Origin of the sequence: Streptomyces sp. TRM49041 (assembly GCF_008271805.1) — a bacterium.
Classification (GTDB): domain Bacteria; phylum Actinomycetota; class Actinomycetes; order Streptomycetales; family Streptomycetaceae; genus Streptomyces.
Genome location: NZ_VSRY01000152.1, coordinates 263938 through 281742 on the forward strand (window position 1 = coordinate 263938; position 17805 = coordinate 281742).

Genomic DNA, 17805 nt, shown 5'->3' on the forward strand with positions numbered 1-17805 from the left:
AGCGTGAATGGCTGCACGAAACCGGGACAGGACAGTTCATTTCTACGAAATCGCCGACGCGAAGGAACCTGCCTCCCGGATGGGGCACCGCAATTGGGCTGCTGAACTCCGGCAACTCCGTGACCTTCCGCTTACGCAGCGCACCGTCGAGTCGGCTGGCGAGACCCTGATCGGCGCCGTAGACCCCCTCCAGCCGGCCCCTCACCTGCTGGTGGCGAAAGTCCGCAAGGACAAGCCGCAGCAGATCAACTTCGACGACGGGTCGTTCAGCTACCTACAGCTCGCCGCCAATAGGGGGCTGATCGACGTCACGACGGTGTACTTCCTCTCCTTCGGTAACGTCGTGGCCACAATGGGTGGTGGCATCTCGGCCCCACGTGTGCGTGCGATCCAGCGCTGGTTCAACGGTATGCACCTCATCGGCGAGGAGATCGCGCTCCGTCCCGTTGTTGACGCCCGGTCTCGCGACAAGTTGGCCCGCGCCAGCGCAGTGGAGAAGGTGACCATCCGCGTACTTCCCGAACCCCACGACAGTCCGTCAGCGCTGCGCAGCAGCTCGGACATTGGCACGGCGCTCAGCCGGATGCACGAGGAGTATCCGGACATGACGATCACGTTGACTCTGGAGGTGCCCAAGAAGCCACGGTGGTACTCGCTGCGACGCCGTGCGCGGGGGCACCGGCAGCTGCTGGACTCTACTTCCGCTCTCGCTGCAGACATCAGTGACTGGCTCGACAACACCGATGCGGTTGATACCGCCCGAGCGGTGGCACATATCGAGGAGTGGGACCAGCAGGCGACCGACGAGAAGATCGACTTCGTCGCAGAACGCATCACGGCGAAGTGCAGGGTCCCCCTCGAGTCGACCGACGGGCACTCGATCGACCTCCACGTGGCCCTGACCGAATTGGAGCGCGTAGCTCTCGAGCACGAACGAGTGCTGAGGGCCGCTGTCGGTGCCGACGTCTAGGCTGGAGCGCGACAGGGGGAAGTCTTTCTACTGGTCGTGCAGGGGGATTCGCGATGCCTGGCACTGGGGTCGGACCACGGCGACTGCTCAACAAGTGGCGTGCGCGGCCAGGCTATGACTGGCTGATTGTCATCGTCGTGCTCGGGTTGCACTTGGCCTGGGTCCGGTGGACCAATGGCGGTGATCTGCTCGGGAAGCCGGGGCGCGAGCAACGGCTGCAGATCTATACGGCAGGAGCCACGGTTGTGGCGGTCGTCGGCAGCTTCGTCACAGCGGCCGTTGCCCTGTACGCCGCGGCGTCGGGAAGACGCATGCGGACACTGCGCACCGCTGACCACCTGGCGTCGCAGTTCCGCCGGAACTGGGTCAGCATCCTGTCGGCGACCCTCTTGATCGCCGGCGTCTGTCTCCTGGCCACCATCCTGGACGTGACCAAGAGCGACCCGGGCGGCGTCCACTGGATGGTTGAAGCCGCACTCATCCTCGGGGTAGCGCGGGCGTATCGACTTCTGTGGTTGTTCAACGCGGTCATCATGGCTTCGGATCGGGATCTGGCAGACCGGACTCCAGACGCTCGACAGCCGCAGACGTGAGTGGGACCGGTTCCTTCCGGCAGCAGAGCCGGGTGAGCGCGTGGAGGGCGCGGCGCGGGGATGCAATGACTGCCGTGGCCGCTGAGGGTTCCACAAGCGGTGCGTCCCTCAACAGAGCTGAGGGACGCAGCTGTGAATCAGCTCGCAGCTACGGACGCGGTGAGCCGTTGGCGAAACCATTCCACCGCGGCTTGGACCCCTTCCTGAAGCTCTACGGGGGCGACTCCCGGAAAGAGAGCCCGTAGGCGCGCGCTGTCGGCCTGCGAGTGGGGCACGTCGCCGACGCGACCCGGCACGTGGTTCCGAAGGACCGGGCGGCCCGTCGCCGACTCGATCTCCTGGATCAGGCTCAGCAGCGAGGTGCGTGTCCCGAAGGCCAGGTTTACGGGGCGAGAGTCGACGACTCGGCGGAGGAGGGCGTCGGTGAGGACGCGGCAGGCCGTGCCCACGTAGGTGAAGTCGCGCGTCTGTGTGCCGTCGCCGTGTATGGTCACCGGCTGGTCGGCGAGGGTGGCGCTGATCCACTTCGGAATGACGGCGGCGTAGGCGTGGTCGGCGCGCTGGCCAGGGCCGTAGACGTTGAAGAGGCGGAAGGGGAGGACCGGCAGGTCGAAGCTGTGGTGATAGGCGCTCAGGTATGCCTCCGTCGTGAGCTTGGTGACCGCGTACGGGCTCATCGGGGCGGATGCGAGGTCCTCGTGTTTCGGCAGGTGGGGGTTGGCGCCGTAGACAGAGGACGAGGAAGCGGCGATCACGTGCGGGCCGCCGGCACGGCGGGCGGCCTCGAGGACCTGGATGGTGCCGGTCGCGTTGGCGTGGTGGCTGGCCAGGGGGTCTCGCAGAGAGCGCGGCACAGAGGGGAGGGCGGCCAGGTGGACGACAGCGTTGGCGCCTTGGAACGCCTGGTCGAGGAGAGCGGCGTCTTGGACATCTCCTTCGAAGAAGTCCACGTCGAGGCCGGCGAGGCTTGCCTTGTCCCCGGTGGAGAGGTTGTCGACGACCCGGAGCTGGGTGATCTGGGGCTGCCCGGTCAGGGCGCGGACGAGGTTGCCGCCGATGAACCCGGCGCCGCCGGTAATCACGATCTTCACGCTGTTTCCCTTCAGAGAGAGTCGACGTGGGCGCCGGTGAGTCGGCGGCGGCAGTCGAGAATGTATGGGGCGTGTGCGCTGATCAGCGGGTAGTCGAAGGCGTCATGGTCCGCGAGGAGGACGACGGCATCGGCCGCGGTGAGATGGTCGGCGGTCACGTCGACCCGGTGGAGACACTCCAGGCCGGAGGCACGAGGATGTGCATCGTCCAGGACGTGGGGATCGGCGGCCTGGATCTCGGCGCCCATGCCGGTGAGGAGCTCGGCGATGCGAGCGGCCGGCGTCTCACGGGCGTCTCCGGTGTTGGCCTTGTACGCCAGGCCGAGCAGCAGGATCCGGGAGCCCTTGAGTGGCTTCCCACGCTCGTTGAGGCCCGCCACGAGACGCCGGACCACATAGTCGGGCATGTGGTTGTTGACGTCGTTCGCCAGCTCGACGAAGCGGAAGTTCTGTCCAAGGGTCCGTTCGACCCGCCACGACAGGTACGACGGATCGACGGGCAGGCAGTGTCCGCCGACACCCGGGCCGGGGGTGAAGGGCATGAACCCGTACGGCTTGGTGGACGCCGCGTCGATGGCCGCCCAGATGTCGATGCCGAGGTCGTGGGCGAAGGTCGCCAGCTCGTTGGCGAGGGCGATGTTCACGTGCCGAAAGGTGTTCTCGAGGAGCTTGGTCAGCTCCGCCTCCTTGCAGCTGGCGACAGGGACGACCGTGTCCACTAGGGACGCGTAGAAGTCGCGGACCGCCTCCATGGAGGAAGGGGTGATACCCGAGATGACCTTGGGCGTGTTCTCCAGTCTCCAGGTGGGGTTCCCAGGGTCGATGCGCTCCGGGCTGTAGCCGAGGTGGAAGTCGCGGCCGGCGGTCAGCCCGGAACTACGCTCCAGGAGCGGGCGGAACACCTCCTCGGTCGTCCCGGGGTACGTGGTCGACTCCAGGACGACGATCGCCCCACGGGTGAGGTGGCGGCCGAGCGTCCGTGCCGCGTCCTCGACGTGCGACAGGTCCGGCGCGCCGTCGCGCAGCGGAGTCGGGACGGTGACGATCGCCACGTCGAACCCGGCACAGTCGGACGGGTCGATGGTCGGCCGGAAGACGCCGGCGGTCAGAAGCGGCGCCAGCCGCCTGTCCGAGATGTCCTCGACGTACGACTCGCTGAGCACGAGCCGCTTGATCCGTCCGGCGTCCACGTCGAGGCCGACGACGTCGTGCCCGACCTCGGCGGCTCGTACCGCCAACGGGAGCCCCACGTATCCCTGCCCCACAACGACGACGCGGAGCCGACGGGTGTCGTGATTCCTGATCATGCGGTCCACCTCGCTGAAGTTGGGGGTTGGGGTGTCGGGGACTTACACGCGGCGCGGTAGCCGCGGTATCCGCGGTGGGCGGTGGCCGTAAGATGGGGAGCGCCTCGGCCGTACGAGACTCGCTTGGCCGCCTGTCTCGGACGGCCGAGTGCTTTTCCGGCGCGGCATGGGGAACCCGGAAAACCCGCGGGCTGGCCAAACCCCCGGTTCGATACGATGACGGTGGCTTGCAGTCCCGTTCCGTCACCATGCGTGACACTGACGTGCGATCGGAGTGATCGCGTCGGCTGCGGCCTCCCGACCTGGGCCCGCCGTGGCAGCGCCACCGGCGCCGTACGTACGAAATGGAGCATCCGAGGATGGCTCGACACCTGGTAACCAGCGCGCTTCCCTACATCAACGGGATCAAGCACCTGGGCAACATGGTCGGGTCGATGCTTCCGGCGGATGTGTACTCCCGGTACCTCCGCCAGCGTGGCCACGACGTCCTCTACATCTGCGCCACCGACGAGCACGGCACGCCGGCCGAGCTGGCCGCCAAGGAGGCCGGTCTGACGGTCGCCGAGTTCTGCGCGCAGGCCCACGACGCACAGAAGGCCGTGTACGACGGGTTCGAGCTGGCCTTCGACTACTTCGGCCGCAGCTCCTCGCCGCAGAACGTCGAGATCACCCAGCACTTCGCGCGGAAGCTGCACGAGAACGGCTTCATCGAGGAGCGGGCGATCCGCCAGGTGTACTCGCCTGTCGACGGCCGATTCCTGCCGGACCGGTACGTCGAGGGCACCTGCCCGCACTGCGGCTACGACAAGGCCCGCGGCGACCAGTGCGAGAACTGCACCCGCGTGCTCGACCCGACCGACCTGATCAACCCGCGCTCGGCGATCAGCGGTTCCACGGACCTGGAGGTCCGCGAGACCAAGCACCTCTTCCTGCTGCAGTCCAAGCTCCAGCACGAGGTCGAGGGGTGGATCGCCACCGTCAGCGCGGAGTGGCCGCACCTGTCCACGTCCATCGCCCGGAAGTGGCTGACCGAGGGCCTGAACGACCGGGCCATCACCCGTGACCTCGACTGGGGCGTGCCCGTGCCGGCCGATACCTGGCCCGAGCTCGCGGCCGAGGGCAAGGTCTTCTACGTCTGGTTCGACGCCCCGATCGAGTACATCGGCGCGACGAAGGAGTGGGCGGACGCCGCTGGTGACGGCGAGACCCGCGACTGGAAGTCTTGGTGGTACGACGCCGACGACACCGTCCGCTACACCCAGTTCATGGCGAAGGACAACGTCCCCTTCCACACGGTGATGTTCCCGGCCACCGAACTCGGCGTCCGCGAACCGTGGAAGAAGGTCGACGTCGTCAAGGGCTTCAACTGGCTGACGTACTACGGCGGTAAGTTCTCCACTTCCCAGAAGCGTGGCGTCTTCACGGACGCGGCCCTGGAGATCCTGCCCGGCGACTACTGGCGCTACTTCCTGATCGCCAACGCCCCCGAGTCGGACGACTCGTCGTTCACCTGGGAGCACTTCACCGCCACGGTGAACAAGGACCTGGCCGACACCCTCGGCAACTTCGTCAACCGCGTGCTGTCCTTCTCCCGCAAGCGGTTCGGCGACGAGGTCCCGGCCGGCCGCGTGGCCGGCGAGGCGGAGGCGAGGCTGGGCGAGGAGATCGCGCGGCTGCTGGCCGAGTACGAGGAGCACATGGAGGCGCTCGATTTCCGGAAGGCCGCCGCCGCTCTGCGCGCCCTGTGGTCCGCGGGCAACTCCTACCTGGAGGAGAAGGCGCCCTGGCTGGAGATCAAGGCCGACCCGGACGGCGCCGCGCTGACGCTTCGTACCGCGATGAACCTGATCCACCTGTACGCGGTCGTCTCCGAGCCGTTCATCCCGACCACGGCCGCAGCCATGCGTGGGGCCTTCGCTCTGGAGAACGACACCGCGACCTGGGTGACCGGCGACCAGGCCAAGGCCCTGGACGTCGTCCCGGCCGGCACCGCGTTCACCGTGCCGCCCGTGCTCTTCGCGAAGATCACGGAGGAGGACCTGGAGTCCTACCGCGAGCGCTTCGGCGGCGCCCCGGAAGCCTGACAGGCGTCCCCGCACTCGTACCGTCCCGACCTTCACCGGGCGGTACGGGCGTTGAGGAGGGCGGGCAGGTCCACGGGCGAGACGTTCATGAGCCGCACGCGCGGAGCCGGGCCCCCGATCTCCACACATGTGACTCCGGCGGACCCGGGCACGTGCTGGAGGTACCGGTCGAAGCCATTCCCCGTGAGCCACAGCAGCAGGCAGGCAATGCCCCCGCCGTGCCCGACGAGTACGGTGGTTCGCCTCGCCCCGGAGCAGACCTCGTTCCAGAGATCCACGTAGCGGGCCTGGACGTCTTCTGAGGACTCGCCGCCCGGCGTCCGGAGCTGGTGGATCGGCACACCGTGGCGAGCGGCCTCGGCGGCGGCGAGTTCCCTGGGCCGGCCCCCGAGGTGACCGCTGTCTTTGGCGGCCAGACGCTCGTCGACGCGGACATCGGCCGGGGCGAGCGCAGCGGCGAGAAGCTCGGCCGACTCCCGGCAACGGGACATCGGGCTGACCAGCATCCTGTCCACGGCGACCCCGGCCGCCGTGAGGCAAGCACCGACCAGCCGGATGTCGGCGCGCCCGCGTTCGCTGAGCCGACCGCCGACCGCGCGGCCTTGGTGGATGCCCAGGAGGTTCTCTTCCGTCTCGCCGTGCTTGATCAGGTAGATGTGCTGGGTTTTCATGGCGTCGTGTCCCCTCATTCCCGTCAGTCCCAGTGGCGGACGTCGACGCGCGTGGAGACGGCGGCGGCGACGTCGTCGTGCTCGGCTTGGTTCATGGCGGGGAAGCGGTCGTGGTGCCACTCGACGTAGAGGACGGAGACGAGGTCGATCGTCCCGTCGGCGAGCAGCTTCCTGAGCACGGGGTATTCGGCGCCCTCGATGTCCATCTTCACGACGACGAGGTCCTCCGGTGCGGCGGTCCGGCGGAGCCAGGCGCTGAAGTCCACCGCGGGGACGGGGACGGGCGAGCTGTAGTCGATCTGCTGGTCGTACATGGGCGGGACCCGCTTGCCGGGCATCACGGTGGAGCTCTCGTGGTGGCCGAGGAAGAGGTCGATGGTCCCGTCCTCGGTCCACACCGCGCTGGGGGAGACCTCGATCAGGCCGGCGTGCTGGGCTCGCTCCACGTTCGCGCGGATGGAGGGGAGCAGGGTCGGGTTGGGCTCGAAGGCGTAGAAGTCGTGGTCCGGGAGCTCGTGCATGAATTGCCTCAGCACGATTCCGAGGTTGGCGCCGCAGTCGACGAAGATCTTGCGCATGTGGTGTTGTCCTCCAGATTGGTCATCGGAGCGCTGAGGTCGATCTCCCGTACGACGCGATCGGCGAGCAGGACGAAGTCGCCGGTCTCGGGGAGGTAGCAGCGCTCCTCGTAGCGGATGGTGATGCGGCGGACGGGCTCCTCGCCGTGGTAGGCGGGCAGATCGCCCCACCGGTAGAGCTGGCCCCCGGGCGCCTTGAGGTGACGCAGCCACCGGGGCAGGGGGCTCTTCCGAGTACCGGCGTTGAGCCCGGTGAACATGGAGGTGAGGAAGGCGATGTGCTCGGCCGACCGTTCCTCGTTCCTGTGTGTTCGGCCGTAGGTCTGCTTGAGCTGGTGCAGCCGGTCCTGGTCACCGCGGGCCTGGACGAGGAGATCCCGGAGCCGCTGGTCCCAGACGATTCCGAGGTGTCCGTGGAGGACGGGCTCGTCCGTCAGGAAGTAGCCCTCGACGCGGCCGAACTCGCGCTCGTACGGGCACATGTAGTCGTTGTAGAGACCCCGTGTCGCGCCGGAGACGGTCTCCACCTGCCAGTGGATGCGGGCGGTGAAGGGCGCGTCCCACCACCCCAGATGCCAGGGCTGCCACAGCAAATCGGCGGTGCTGAGCAGCATCACGGTGAGCGCGACCAGTGCGGCTGGCCATCCGAAGGCCGTTTCGTACCCTCTTTCGGGAAGCAATCCGAAGGCCGTCGCGAGTCCGATGTTGGCGGCGATGTTCTCCCAGAAGAAGATGCCGGAGGCCAGGGCGACGGCGATGTTGAAGAGTGCGGTCGCCACCAGGATCGCGATCAGCGGTCGGCGGTCGAGGAAGGCGACCAGCCCAGCGGCCTCCACCACCATCGTGAGGATGTTGACGGGGCGGTCCACGACCCTCGCCCGGCACAGGAGCCGGGATACCGTCCTGGACGGGAGGAAGCGCGCCCAGCCCCAGGAGTACGCCGAGGCCATGAGGTAGTGCGTGCGGTTGTGCCAGGCCCAGGACCAGGGGCGCGGCCCCAGACGGGCCTTGCTCCAGGCCGGCTTGACGTAGTGCGACAGCGAGACGCAACCGAGTACCAGCACCAGACCGGCCGTGGAGCCGGAAGGGGCCGGGGCGAGGACCGCGGTCATGACGAACCAGGCGAGGTAAGCCTTCAGCAGGCGTACCGGCATCATCGCGTGGTGCTGCCATCCGTGCAGCCTGCCACAGAACACGGCGATCCACGCCACCAGGGCGGGGGCCCAAAGGCACGAGGTGACGGCGAGGAACAGGAGGAGCAGCTTGTCCCGACGCTGGGGACCGATGGGCAGCGTGACGTCGTAGTCGCTCGTGGTGCCGCGCCAGGTCAGCAGGGCGATCATGGAGACGACGAAACAGTGCAGCGGCCCGGGCAGGGGCGACGGCCGGAGGGACAGAGGGGCGATGACCGTGACAGCCGCGGTCACGGCCAAGGACGTGGGGTACCGGGCGAGAGCGCGTACCGCGGGGGAGACACCGAAGCGGTAGCAGGTCACGACGGCGGCTACGACCGCCGCGGTCGCCACGTACGAGGGAATCGGCGGAGTCGACATTCCCGGCTACCCTGCGATCGGCGCGGGCACCGGCCAGCCGACCGCCGGCAGACTCTCCAGGTATGAGGCGATCCGCTCCCGGGGGTCGGAGGAGAGGTGCCGATCCCGGTGACGTACGACGTTGTCCCGAAGCTCTCGGCTGCGGTTGAGGAAATCGAGTATCGCTCCGCGGTCGATGCGCAGCGCGGATGTGCCCAGTTCCGCTTCCTGGACGACCTTGGCGCACCAGTGCTGGTCGTATGTGGGCAGCGGCACCAGGTGGACCGGTTTGCCGAGTACGAAGGCTTCGCTGATGAGGTTGAAGCCGGCGTTGGAGAAGACGGCCTCGGACCGCGCCATGTCCGTGATGAACGCCTCGCGGTCGAACGTACAGATCTCGATCTTGCCGTGGGCGTACTTGCGTAGATTGCCGATCTCCGTCGGCTGCACGTAGATCCGCAGAGCGCGGTCTGGCACGTACTGGCGGAAGACCGAGGCGAGGGTGCCTACCGACTCTTCCGGGCCGTGGTCGAAGTAGCGCGAGAAGTAGGCCGTGGCCAGGGGCTCCGTGGTGACCGGAGTGGAGCGCACCGAGTCGGGGATGACCGGGGCGATGAACTCCAGCCTTCGGTCGTCGGCCGCCAGCGGAACGTAGGAGCAGATGAAGGACCGGTCGACGCGAGGTGCGAAGTAGCGCAGTCGCTGCTCGTCGGCGGTGCGGGCGTACCGGCCGACGGCCGGCAGGTTGAGGTGCCGGTACTTGCTCTGCTGATCGACGGAGATCAACGGTCGGCCGAAGTGATAGGCCAGGCGCGGGGTGTTGGGCTCGTAGTCGGTGATGAACACGTCAGGGACGCCGGTCTCGCGAAGGATCCGCCGCAGGCGGAGGTGCTTGGTGAAGCCGACGGGTGCCTGCCGCATGTTGTCGCGTATCGCGTCGCTTGCATGTATGCGGTCCCCACGGGCGAGAAGCGTCGGCATCCACCCCTCCCACGCGGTGAAGCCGAGGTCCCGGAAGTACTCGACGCGTGCAGCTCCGTTGGTGACGATCCGCACCTTGTGCCCGCGGTCGCGGAGGTACTGAGCGATCACGCTCTGCCTGACGGAGTGGCCCATGCCGATGCCGTTGACACCGACGACCACGTTGAGCGGCCGTACGTATTCAGACACGACGATCCTTTCTGTCAGGAGAGGCGGGTGATGACGTTGCGGGTGATCGCTGCCACTTGGGGGTCGGTGGCCAGCAGGCGAGCCCAGTCGGTAGTGGCGGCGGTGAAGACTGTGCCAGCGGCGGTGAAGAGGCCGAGCGTGGCCGCACGGGGACTAGGCAACGGCTCACGAGCGGCAAAGTTCCAGTCCGAGGGGAGCTCGGCGATGCCGAGGATCTCGAAGTCCTTGGGCGTGCCGTCCTGGCCGGTGGGACACGGGCGGCCGGCGGCGTCGGGCTCGTAGGCCGCGCCGTCGCATTCGTAGCCGATCAGCGCCCCATCGTGTCCGAGACTGTCGCCCGTCCTCAGCCCCGTGCCAGAGAACGCCCAGTGGCCGGCATCCGTGACGGTGAACCCGAGGGGAGCGCGGGTACCGTCCCAGTGACCACCGCCGTTGCGGTAGCTCACGCCGAGGAGGGCGTTCTCCGGCTCCGACTCCCACCAGTGGTCCGGGCACCCGTACGAGCTGTCCGGGTCGGTGTCGGCGGACGCACCGGGCGGGAACTTGTCGCAGGACAGCGCTGTTCCGTCCGGGGTGACTCCGACTCGCCACCAGCAGGTGTTGGCTCCGAAGTTGGCGATATGGCCGCCAGAGTCCCGGAAGGCGGTCACGTGTCGGCGAATCTCGGCGCTCCAGTATTCATCGTGGCCGGCGGAGACCAGGAGGCGGTATCCGTCGTGCAGGAGCAGCCCGTCGTGGAGGTCCAGGTCGGTGCAGTAGTCGGCCTCGATCCGGTTCCGCTCCATCCAGGCGATGAAGGGTGCGTCCCAGTGCGCGAATGTCTGCCGGGGCGACGACGGGTCGTACGCGTCAGGCAGGCCCTTCACCGGCCCGCCGACACCGCCTCCGGGGCGGCGCGTCGTGACCTGGGAGGCGCTGTAGAGGCTGCCTCCACCTGCGGTGTTGTACGCCTGATACGTGAAGGTCGGGATCTTGTACAGAGCCCTGCGGCCTGAGGGAGCGGAGGGGGTGACGACCAGCAGGATGCGCGCCTCTCTGGCATCCAGCGACGGTATGCCGGACGCGCGCTCGGTGCTGAGCACCGCGATGTACACCCCGGAACGCCACTCAGGAGGTACGAGGAACTCGTACGCGGGCCACTGCCAGTCCGCGTCGAATCGTCCGGGGGAGGCGGCGCGGCCGGGCCACTCGATGTGCCCCGCGTGCTCCGGCGTCGCTCCCCAACGGTAGAAGTCGACGTGGAACCGCGGGGCGGACGTCGCGATGTGCAGTCGGACCACGTCACCGGCGCGGACGCTCGGCCGGTTCGGGTAGCCGTTGATGGTGGTCACGCGCTCTCCCTGGGACGCGCCACACCCGCCAGATGGAAGCGGTCGATCGCCTCGACGTGGGTTTCCCAGCCCAGACCGTTCAGCTGGGAGGAGAGCTCGGCGGGGTCGCGGAGCACCTTCACGGCGAGGTGACGGGAACCATCGGCCAGGGTTCGGTGGACCGTCGGTACCGGTATCCCGTCCGCCGGTTCCTCAATCGCCGCCTTCGCCGGCGAGTCGTCGAGGAACACCACGCGACCACCGGGCATCAGCGCCCACCTCAGCAGGTCCCAGAAGGGCTCCATCTCCATCGGCGGCACGTGACTGAGCCAGAAGGCGAAGAAGACCGTGTCGTACTGACGGTCCGGCTCCCAGTCGAAGACATCCGCCTCGATGAAGCGGGTCGCGGTGCCCCGCATGCGGCCGCGGGCCCGACGGAGCATCTCCGGCGCCGCGTCCAACGCGGTCAAGCTGCGGGCCCGGCGGGACAGCAACCGCGTCCACTGGCCCGTGCCGCAGGCGATCTCCAGGACGTCACCGCCGACCGGCAGCGAGTCCAGGGCCTTTGCGAGCCGGGGCATGTCCATGCGGGTGCTGTACGTGGCGTCGTACTCGTCGGCTCGCGCTTGGTAGTAGGCGATCTGGCCTCCGGACCAGTCCCCCGGGCCGTCCTGTCGCTTCTTAGTTCCGGTCACGCTGTGACCACTCCTCTCGGCTGTCTGCGGAGCGGCGGTGCTCCGCGCTGAGAAGACTGCCGAGTGTCGCCGGACAGCGGGCTGCCGTGGCGTCGCACTCGCGATGCAGCACCGCCGCTGGCCGGAGCGGCGGGTGAGCCCTCGGCCCGACCTGACCGGGATGGCCCGGGTGTCGCATCCGTGCTGAACTCCCGTCGCAGCGAAGGCCCTACGCCGCTGGTCAGACCGCCCTACCCTGTTACCGTCGTCGGTGTCGGTCGAAGGAGCTTCGGTGGCCACAGTGCAGCGCTGGACCGGACGGGAGGCGCGCGCTCTGCGGCTCGCGACGCGTCGGAGTGTGCGTGGCTTCGCGTCCTACCTCGGCGTCAGCGACCGGACGGTGTCCAACTGGGAGGCTCGGGGCGAGGAGATCGTCGTCGCCCCGGACTCCCAGGCGTTACTCGATACGGCGTTGGAACGGAGCGACACGGAAGTGCGGCAGCGCTTCTGGGACTCCGTCGGAATGCCAACGCCCTCGGTCGCGTCGGCACCGGACCACTACCTCCCGATACCCGTTCCGGAGCCCGGCTTGGTGTACAGGTCAGAAGATCTCGAAGGGCTCGTCTCCGTGCTTCGAGAGGCGGCGCAGGACGGCAGCGTCGCCACGGTCGCCCTGTGCGGCCCCGGCGGGTTCGGGAAGACAACGCTGGCCACCCAGGTGTGCCGCGAACCCCGAGTCCGGGACTCCTTCTCGGAGATCCTCTGGGTGGAGACCGGCGAGGGATGCACGGCCGCCAGGGTCGTCGAGCTGATCTCCGACCTGTGCGTTCACCTCGACGGCAACCGCCCGTCCCTGGCGGATCCCGAGCAGGCCGGATTCCACCTCGCCCGTCTGCTCCAAGGACGACGCGCGCTCCTCGTCGTCGACAACGTCTGGTCCGCCACCGACCTCGGCCCGTTCCTGCTCGGAGGCGAGGACTGCGTACGGCTCGTGACCACGCGGAACGTGCGCGTGTGCCCAAGCTCCACCCGAGTTGTGCGTCTGGGGCCCATGGCACCAGGCGAGATCCGGGAACTGCTCGTCCGCAACGTCGGGGCCCTGGACGATGCCGAGGCCGCGCGCCTCGCGGGCGTGTGCGGAGGGTGGCCCCTGCTCGCGTCGATCGTTGGGGCGAACGTCTCGCAGGAGGTCGGCTCCGGAGCCCCGGCCGGTCGCGCCGTGACGGAGACAAGCGCGGCGATCCGCGCGTACGGTCCTCAGGCGTTCGACGTGTGGGACTCCGACCAGCGCAAGAACGCCATCGGACAGGCGCTCGAGTCCAGCCTCCGTAGCCTTGCGGAGAGTGTCTCGATCGCCGGGCGCACGGACCTGCGGGACCGGTACCTCTCGCTGGCCGTGTTCCCTCCATCGATGCCCATCCCTATGTCGGTACTCACTCGCTGGTGGGGCACTGTGGACGGATGGGCTCCCCACGTGGTGCGGCAGTTCTGCAGAGTGCTGTCCGACCGCTCCCTGATCGGTGCCTACCTCGCCGACCGGAACGCCATCGTGCTGCACGACGTGTTCCGGTCCTACCTGCGCCATCTGATCGGCGACCACTGGGCGACGCTTCACCGGTCCCTGGTGGAGGCGTACCGGCAGAGTACGGGCGGTGCCTGGGAGACCCTGGGCGAGGACGAGGGATACCTGTGGCGCCATCTTCCCTATCACCTGCGGGAGGCCGGCCTCGATGCTGAACTCGTCAGCCTGCTGGCCTCGCCTCCGTACGTCATGCGCAAGGTCGCACTCGTCGGACACCAGTCGTTGACTGCGGACGCCGCCGTACTCGACGCGCTGCCCGGGCGGCATGAAGTTGACCACCCGCAGCACCAAGTGTGGGCGACCGCCCGTGCCCTGACCGGCGCCGGGTATCTGCTGAGCGGGCTGGAGTCCCCGGCCGACATCGCCTCGACGCTCTCGATCGTGCTGCGCCGCGCACCCCTGCCCGAGGCCACCCGATCCCTGGGCAGCATCGCTGGGGAGGGGCAAGTACTCGTCCCGAAGTGGCTGCTGCCCCCGGAGGAGAACTCCGCGGCAGTAACGGACCGCGGTCACATTGGTGCCGTCGTCAGCGTGTCCGCCGTCCGTGACCTCGTGGCGTCGGGTGGCGAGGACGGGGTGGTCAGGCTGTGGAACCTGAACACGGGTCGGCTCCTTCGAGCCCATGAGGCCCATACAGGTTGGGTGTTCGCCACCGCGCTCTCCGCCGATGCGATGGTCCTCGCATCGGCGGGAGACGACGGGGCGATCCGGCTGTGGCGCACGGACACCGGCGAACCTGTCGGGGTGCTGCCCGGGCACAACCGCCGGATCCGCAGCCTCGCCTTCTCCTCAGCCGACCCCGTCCTGGTCTCCGGTGCCGAGGACGGAGCCGTATGCGCGTGGGACCTGGAGCGGCTCGTGCCCCTGCGGACGATGCGGGCAGCCGGCACCCCCGTTTGGTCCGTGGCGATCGGCGGGGACTCCGACTCGCTCGTGGCCGTGGCTGGCGAGGACGAGTTCGTCCGCCTCTTCGACCTGCGCACCGGCCGCCTCCTGGACGAACGCGCGGTACACCGTGACTGGGTTCGCTCCGTGGCCTTCGCCCCGGGGTCCTCCCTCCTGGCCTCCGGATCCGGCGACCGTTCCGTAGCCGTGTGGGATGCGGCCGACGGAAAACTCGCGCTCGTCCGCCGGATCACGGACCTCAAGGCGCGCGTGCGCGCCGTCGCTCTGTCCCCGCACGACGACGTCCTAGCCGCCGCCACCGAGGAGCCGAGGATCCAGGCGTTCTCGGCGGAGAGCCCGGTGGGCGAGACGCTGCTCCCACAGGGCGTGGACTGGGTGCGCTCACTCGCCAGAACGGGCGACGGCACCGTGATCGCCGGATGCGAGGACGGTGCTGTTCGCGTCTGGACCGTGGGGAAGAGCAGGCTCAGGACCCTGGTCAGCGGCTCCAACACCGTGTGGTCCACGCAGTTCGCGGCCGGCGGACGTACCGCCGTGGTCGGCGACGGGGCCGGCGGCGTCGACGTCATCGACACCACGACCGCGACAGTCAGCCGGAGGCTGCCCGCCGCCCATGGACGCGTCTGGTCCCTGGCCTGCGGCGAGGAGCACGTCGCCGCGGCCTGCGGCGACGGGGCGGTCAGGGTCTGGTCGCTGCCCGACACGGCCTGGTCACTCACCCTGAACCAGGACACCCCGCGTACGTGGGCCGTGGCGATGGCCCGTTCGACGCCTCGTATCGCCGCGAGCACGGGCGACGGACACATCCGGTGCTGGGATCTCCCCACCGGGACGCCGTTGTGGAGCCAGGACGTGCACGCCGGTCGGTTGCGGTCGCTCTCCTTCGACGACAGTGGAGACCTCCTGGCCGCCTGCGGTGGTGACGGCTCGGTGCGCGTCTGGCACGCCCCCACCGGGGAGTTCAGGAGCCGGTTCAGCAGCCCCAGCGGCTGGGCCCGCGCCGTCACCGTGGACGGTCCGGGCAACCGCGTAGCGGTCGGTGCGGGGACTGGCGACATCGCGGTACGCCACCTGGGGACGGACCGGTTCACCTCCCACCTCTCCGGCCACACGGGCCGCATCCTCATGCTGGGCTTCATGAGCGACGAAGACTGCCTGGTGTCAGCCGCGGCGGACGGGACCGTGCGCGTGTGGTCGCTCAGTGAGCAGCGGCAGACCGCCAAGGTCAGGGTGGACGCCTCGCTGCATTGTGCGGCCTTCGAACCCTCGACGGGCGAGGTGCTGGTAGGGAGCGCGGCCGGGGTCGTGGCTCTGGAGATCATGGACACGTGAGAGAAGCGAAGGGCTTGGACACTATGACAGAGAAGATCTCCCGCGCCTCGCGCGAAACGGCCGTTGCCTCCGGCTCAGCTGCTGCGGCCGCCGCGCCGGTCATCCTGAGCAACGAGCGCGGCTCGTTCGCGTGGGGTGTGCTGGCCAAGCGCCACCCTGCCCTCATTCAGCAGGTACGGGACGCCTTCCCGTACGGCCGTCGGCAGCACGAAGCCCTCGACGCCCTGCTGGACGAGAGCAGCAACGGCGTCGTCGAACCCCTGGCTCCTGAGGAACCCGACCACGGGCGCTGGGCAGACTGGGGGCGGGGGCACTTCGGGCGATCCTGGTACGACGCCCCATTCCTGTGGGCGGAGAGTTACTTCTACCGCAGGCTCCTCGCCGCGGTCGGGTACTTCGGTACCGGTCCGTGGCAGGGAGTTGACCCCTTCGCTCCGTTCAAGCAGGCCGAACTACGGGGCGAGGCAGTGGAGGAGGAACTCCGGGCCCTGGACGCGCTCGCCGACGCTCCGGCCGGTGAGCGGGCCACGGCCCTGCTCCACGCCTCGCTCTGGGGTAACCGCGCGGACCTCGGCTTCCGCGCCTCGGGGGAGTCCCCAGCCGGTGAGGTCGCTACCTCCGCGCTGGTCGCCGACGACAGCGCCGCGCTGTGGCAGCTCCTGCCCGCCGGAGCTTCCGCGACCGTCGCCGTGGTGGCCGACAACGCGGGACGCGAGCTGATCCCGGACCTGATCCTCATCGACCACCTCCTCGAACACCGGCATGCCGAGCGGGTCGTGCTTCACGTCAAGCCCTACCCGTACTACGTCTCCGACGCGATGACCGCGGACGTCGTCGACTGCCTCCGCCGCCTCACCGAGGCGCCCGGCGAAGCCGGCCGGATCGGCGGCCGACTCTGGAAGGCCATGGCTGCGGGAGCGGTGGAGGTCTGCACCCACACGTTCTTCTGCGCTCCGCTGCCGTACGAGGAGATGCCCGAGGACCTTCGGAAGGAGTTCGCGGGCGTCACGCTCACCATCCTGAAGGGCGACCTCAACTACCGTCGCCTGGTGGGTGACCGCCTTTTGGACGCCACGACATCGTTCGCCGAGCTCACCGCCTACTTCCCAGGTCCCGTCGCGGCCCTCCGCACACTGAAGTCCGACGTCATCGCTGGCCTGCAGCAGGGAACACTGGATGACCTCGAACGGTCCGGGGCGGCCTGGCGTACGAGTGGAACGCACGCCCTGATCCAGGTCCGAAAGTAGCTCCGAGGGGCATGGTACGGGCGAGCTGGAGAGCGGATCTGGCCACTTCGAGCGGTCGCGTGGTCCGGATTCGAATGGTCTTTCCCCGTCAGCGACTCGTGACTGGTTAGGGTGATCACCTTCCCCACGCCCACGGTGTGGTCCTATCGAAACCACAGGGAGTAACAGTGCGTCCGCAGTTGCGCATGTGGCCCGTGGTCCCGCTTGCCGTTCTGGCGACGGCGTGTGCCGCGTCCGACCAGCAGCCGGACACGTCCGCCAAGCCGAACTCCGGGCAGTACGTGGCTACAGCACCCATAAACACCGGCAAAGTGACCGAGGGCTCCGTCTGCGAAGCCACACTCACAGAGGCCCAGCAGAAGGCCATCGGGGTGTGGGAGGCGACGCCGATGTCCGGCAAGGGCGAGGTCAGCTGCTATTTCTCCATGACCCCCGATGAGGACAACCCGGCCGGCTACGTGGTCTCCATGTTCAAGAACGAGGATGCCCTGCTGGAGACAGCCGACGGCACGGACCCCAGCCCCACGAAGGCCGTTCCGGTCACAGTGAAGGGACGCGGTGCGGCCCAGCAGGTGATGTACGGCGACGACTGGCGGGCGTCGCTCACGGTGGACCTCGGTGCCGGTCAGTTCCTCTTCATCGAGAGGTACTCGCCGGCTCACATGGTGTCCGAACCGGACCTCAACGCTCAGGCACGCAAGGTCGCCGAGCAGGTGTTGGCGAATCTGGAAAGGGGCGGCGCCAAGGGGATGTGACGG

The 17805-nt window shown here is 68.5% G+C and carries 14 protein-coding genes; 6 read left to right on the forward strand and 8 right to left on the reverse strand.

Features of this window, described 5'->3' with window-relative positions; translation table 11 throughout:
* Positions 1-7 precede the first annotated feature (7 nt).
* Together FVS66_RS24250 and FVS66_RS24255 are read left to right on the forward strand one after the other, a co-directional pair.
* Entirely contained in the window at positions 8-970 is a 963-nt protein-coding gene (locus FVS66_RS24250) for a hypothetical protein (RefSeq protein ID WP_149183302.1), read from the forward strand.
* Between the two features lie 53 nt (positions 971-1023).
* Positions 1024-1563 carry a hypothetical protein gene (locus FVS66_RS24255; RefSeq protein ID WP_262387171.1) on the forward strand — a complete coding sequence of 180 codons (540 nt, stop codon included), beginning with the start codon at positions 1024-1026 and terminating at the stop codon, positions 1561-1563.
* 137 nt (positions 1564-1700) lie between these two features.
* Here FVS66_RS24255 and FVS66_RS24260 read toward each other — a convergent pair whose 3' ends face one another.
* Both FVS66_RS24260 and FVS66_RS24265 read right to left on the reverse strand, forming a co-directional pair.
* Positions 1701-2654, reverse strand: a complete 954-nt coding sequence (locus FVS66_RS24260) for an NAD-dependent epimerase/dehydratase family protein (protein WP_149183303.1) — start codon at positions 2652-2654, stop codon at positions 1701-1703.
* Positions 2655-2665: 11 nt separating this feature from the next.
* Positions 2666-3961: a nucleotide sugar dehydrogenase gene (locus tag FVS66_RS24265; protein ID WP_149183304.1), complete on the reverse strand. Its 1296-nt coding sequence runs from the start codon at positions 3959-3961 to the stop codon at positions 2666-2668.
* 359 nt (positions 3962-4320) lie between these two features.
* Here FVS66_RS24265 and metG point away from each other — a divergent pair, with 359 nt between their 5' ends.
* Positions 4321-6045, forward strand: coding sequence for a methionine--tRNA ligase (metG, locus tag FVS66_RS24270; protein ID WP_149183305.1), 1725 nt, complete (start codon positions 4321-4323; stop codon positions 6043-6045).
* A 32-nt stretch (positions 6046-6077) separates the two neighbouring features.
* Here the strand turns inward: metG and FVS66_RS24275 are convergent, their stop codons facing one another.
* From FVS66_RS24275 to FVS66_RS24300, 6 genes are read right to left on the reverse strand one after another with little or no spacing between them, the layout of a single operon-like run.
* The gene (locus tag FVS66_RS24275; protein WP_149183306.1) at positions 6078-6716 is read right to left on the reverse strand and encodes a histidine phosphatase family protein; all 639 of its coding nucleotides are present in this window, start codon (positions 6714-6716) and stop codon (positions 6078-6080) included.
* Positions 6717-6739: 23 nt separating this feature from the next.
* Positions 6740-7294 (reverse strand): FkbM family methyltransferase, encoded by a 555-nt coding sequence (locus FVS66_RS24280; protein WP_149183307.1) that lies wholly within the window; start codon positions 7292-7294, stop codon positions 6740-6742.
* Entirely contained in the window at positions 7246-8847 is a 1602-nt protein-coding gene (locus FVS66_RS24285; RefSeq protein WP_149183308.1) for a hypothetical protein, read from the reverse strand. Before FVS66_RS24285 ends, FVS66_RS24280 begins: the two co-directional genes overlap by 49 nt.
* 6 nt (positions 8848-8853) lie before the next feature.
* Positions 8854-9996 carry a glycosyltransferase family protein gene (locus FVS66_RS24290; RefSeq protein WP_262387172.1) on the reverse strand — a complete coding sequence of 381 codons (1143 nt, stop codon included), beginning with the start codon at positions 9994-9996 and terminating at the stop codon, positions 8854-8856.
* A 14-nt stretch (positions 9997-10010) separates the two neighbouring features.
* Positions 10011-11327 (reverse strand): N,N-dimethylformamidase beta subunit family domain-containing protein, encoded by a 1317-nt coding sequence (locus tag FVS66_RS24295; RefSeq protein ID WP_149183310.1) that lies wholly within the window; start codon positions 11325-11327, stop codon positions 10011-10013.
* Positions 11324-12001, reverse strand: a complete 678-nt coding sequence (locus FVS66_RS24300; RefSeq protein WP_149183311.1) for a class I SAM-dependent methyltransferase — start codon at positions 11999-12001, stop codon at positions 11324-11326. Before FVS66_RS24300 ends, FVS66_RS24295 begins: the two co-directional genes overlap by 4 nt.
* Before the next feature lie 271 nt (positions 12002-12272).
* Between FVS66_RS24300 and FVS66_RS24305 the strand changes: the two genes are divergently transcribed.
* From FVS66_RS24305 to FVS66_RS24315, 3 genes are all read left to right on the forward strand, one after another.
* The gene (locus FVS66_RS24305) at positions 12273-15800 is read left to right on the forward strand and encodes an NB-ARC domain-containing protein (RefSeq protein ID WP_149183312.1); all 3528 of its coding nucleotides are present in this window, start codon (positions 12273-12275) and stop codon (positions 15798-15800) included.
* Positions 15801-15823: 23 nt separating this feature from the next.
* Positions 15824-17047, forward strand: a complete 1224-nt coding sequence (locus FVS66_RS24310; protein ID WP_149183437.1) for a damage-control phosphatase ARMT1 family protein — start codon at positions 15824-15826, stop codon at positions 17045-17047.
* Positions 17048-17214: 167 nt separating this feature from the next.
* Positions 17215-17802, forward strand: a complete 588-nt coding sequence (locus tag FVS66_RS24315) for a hypothetical protein (protein WP_149183313.1) — start codon at positions 17215-17217, stop codon at positions 17800-17802.
* The last annotated feature ends 3 nt before the right edge of the window (positions 17803-17805 follow it).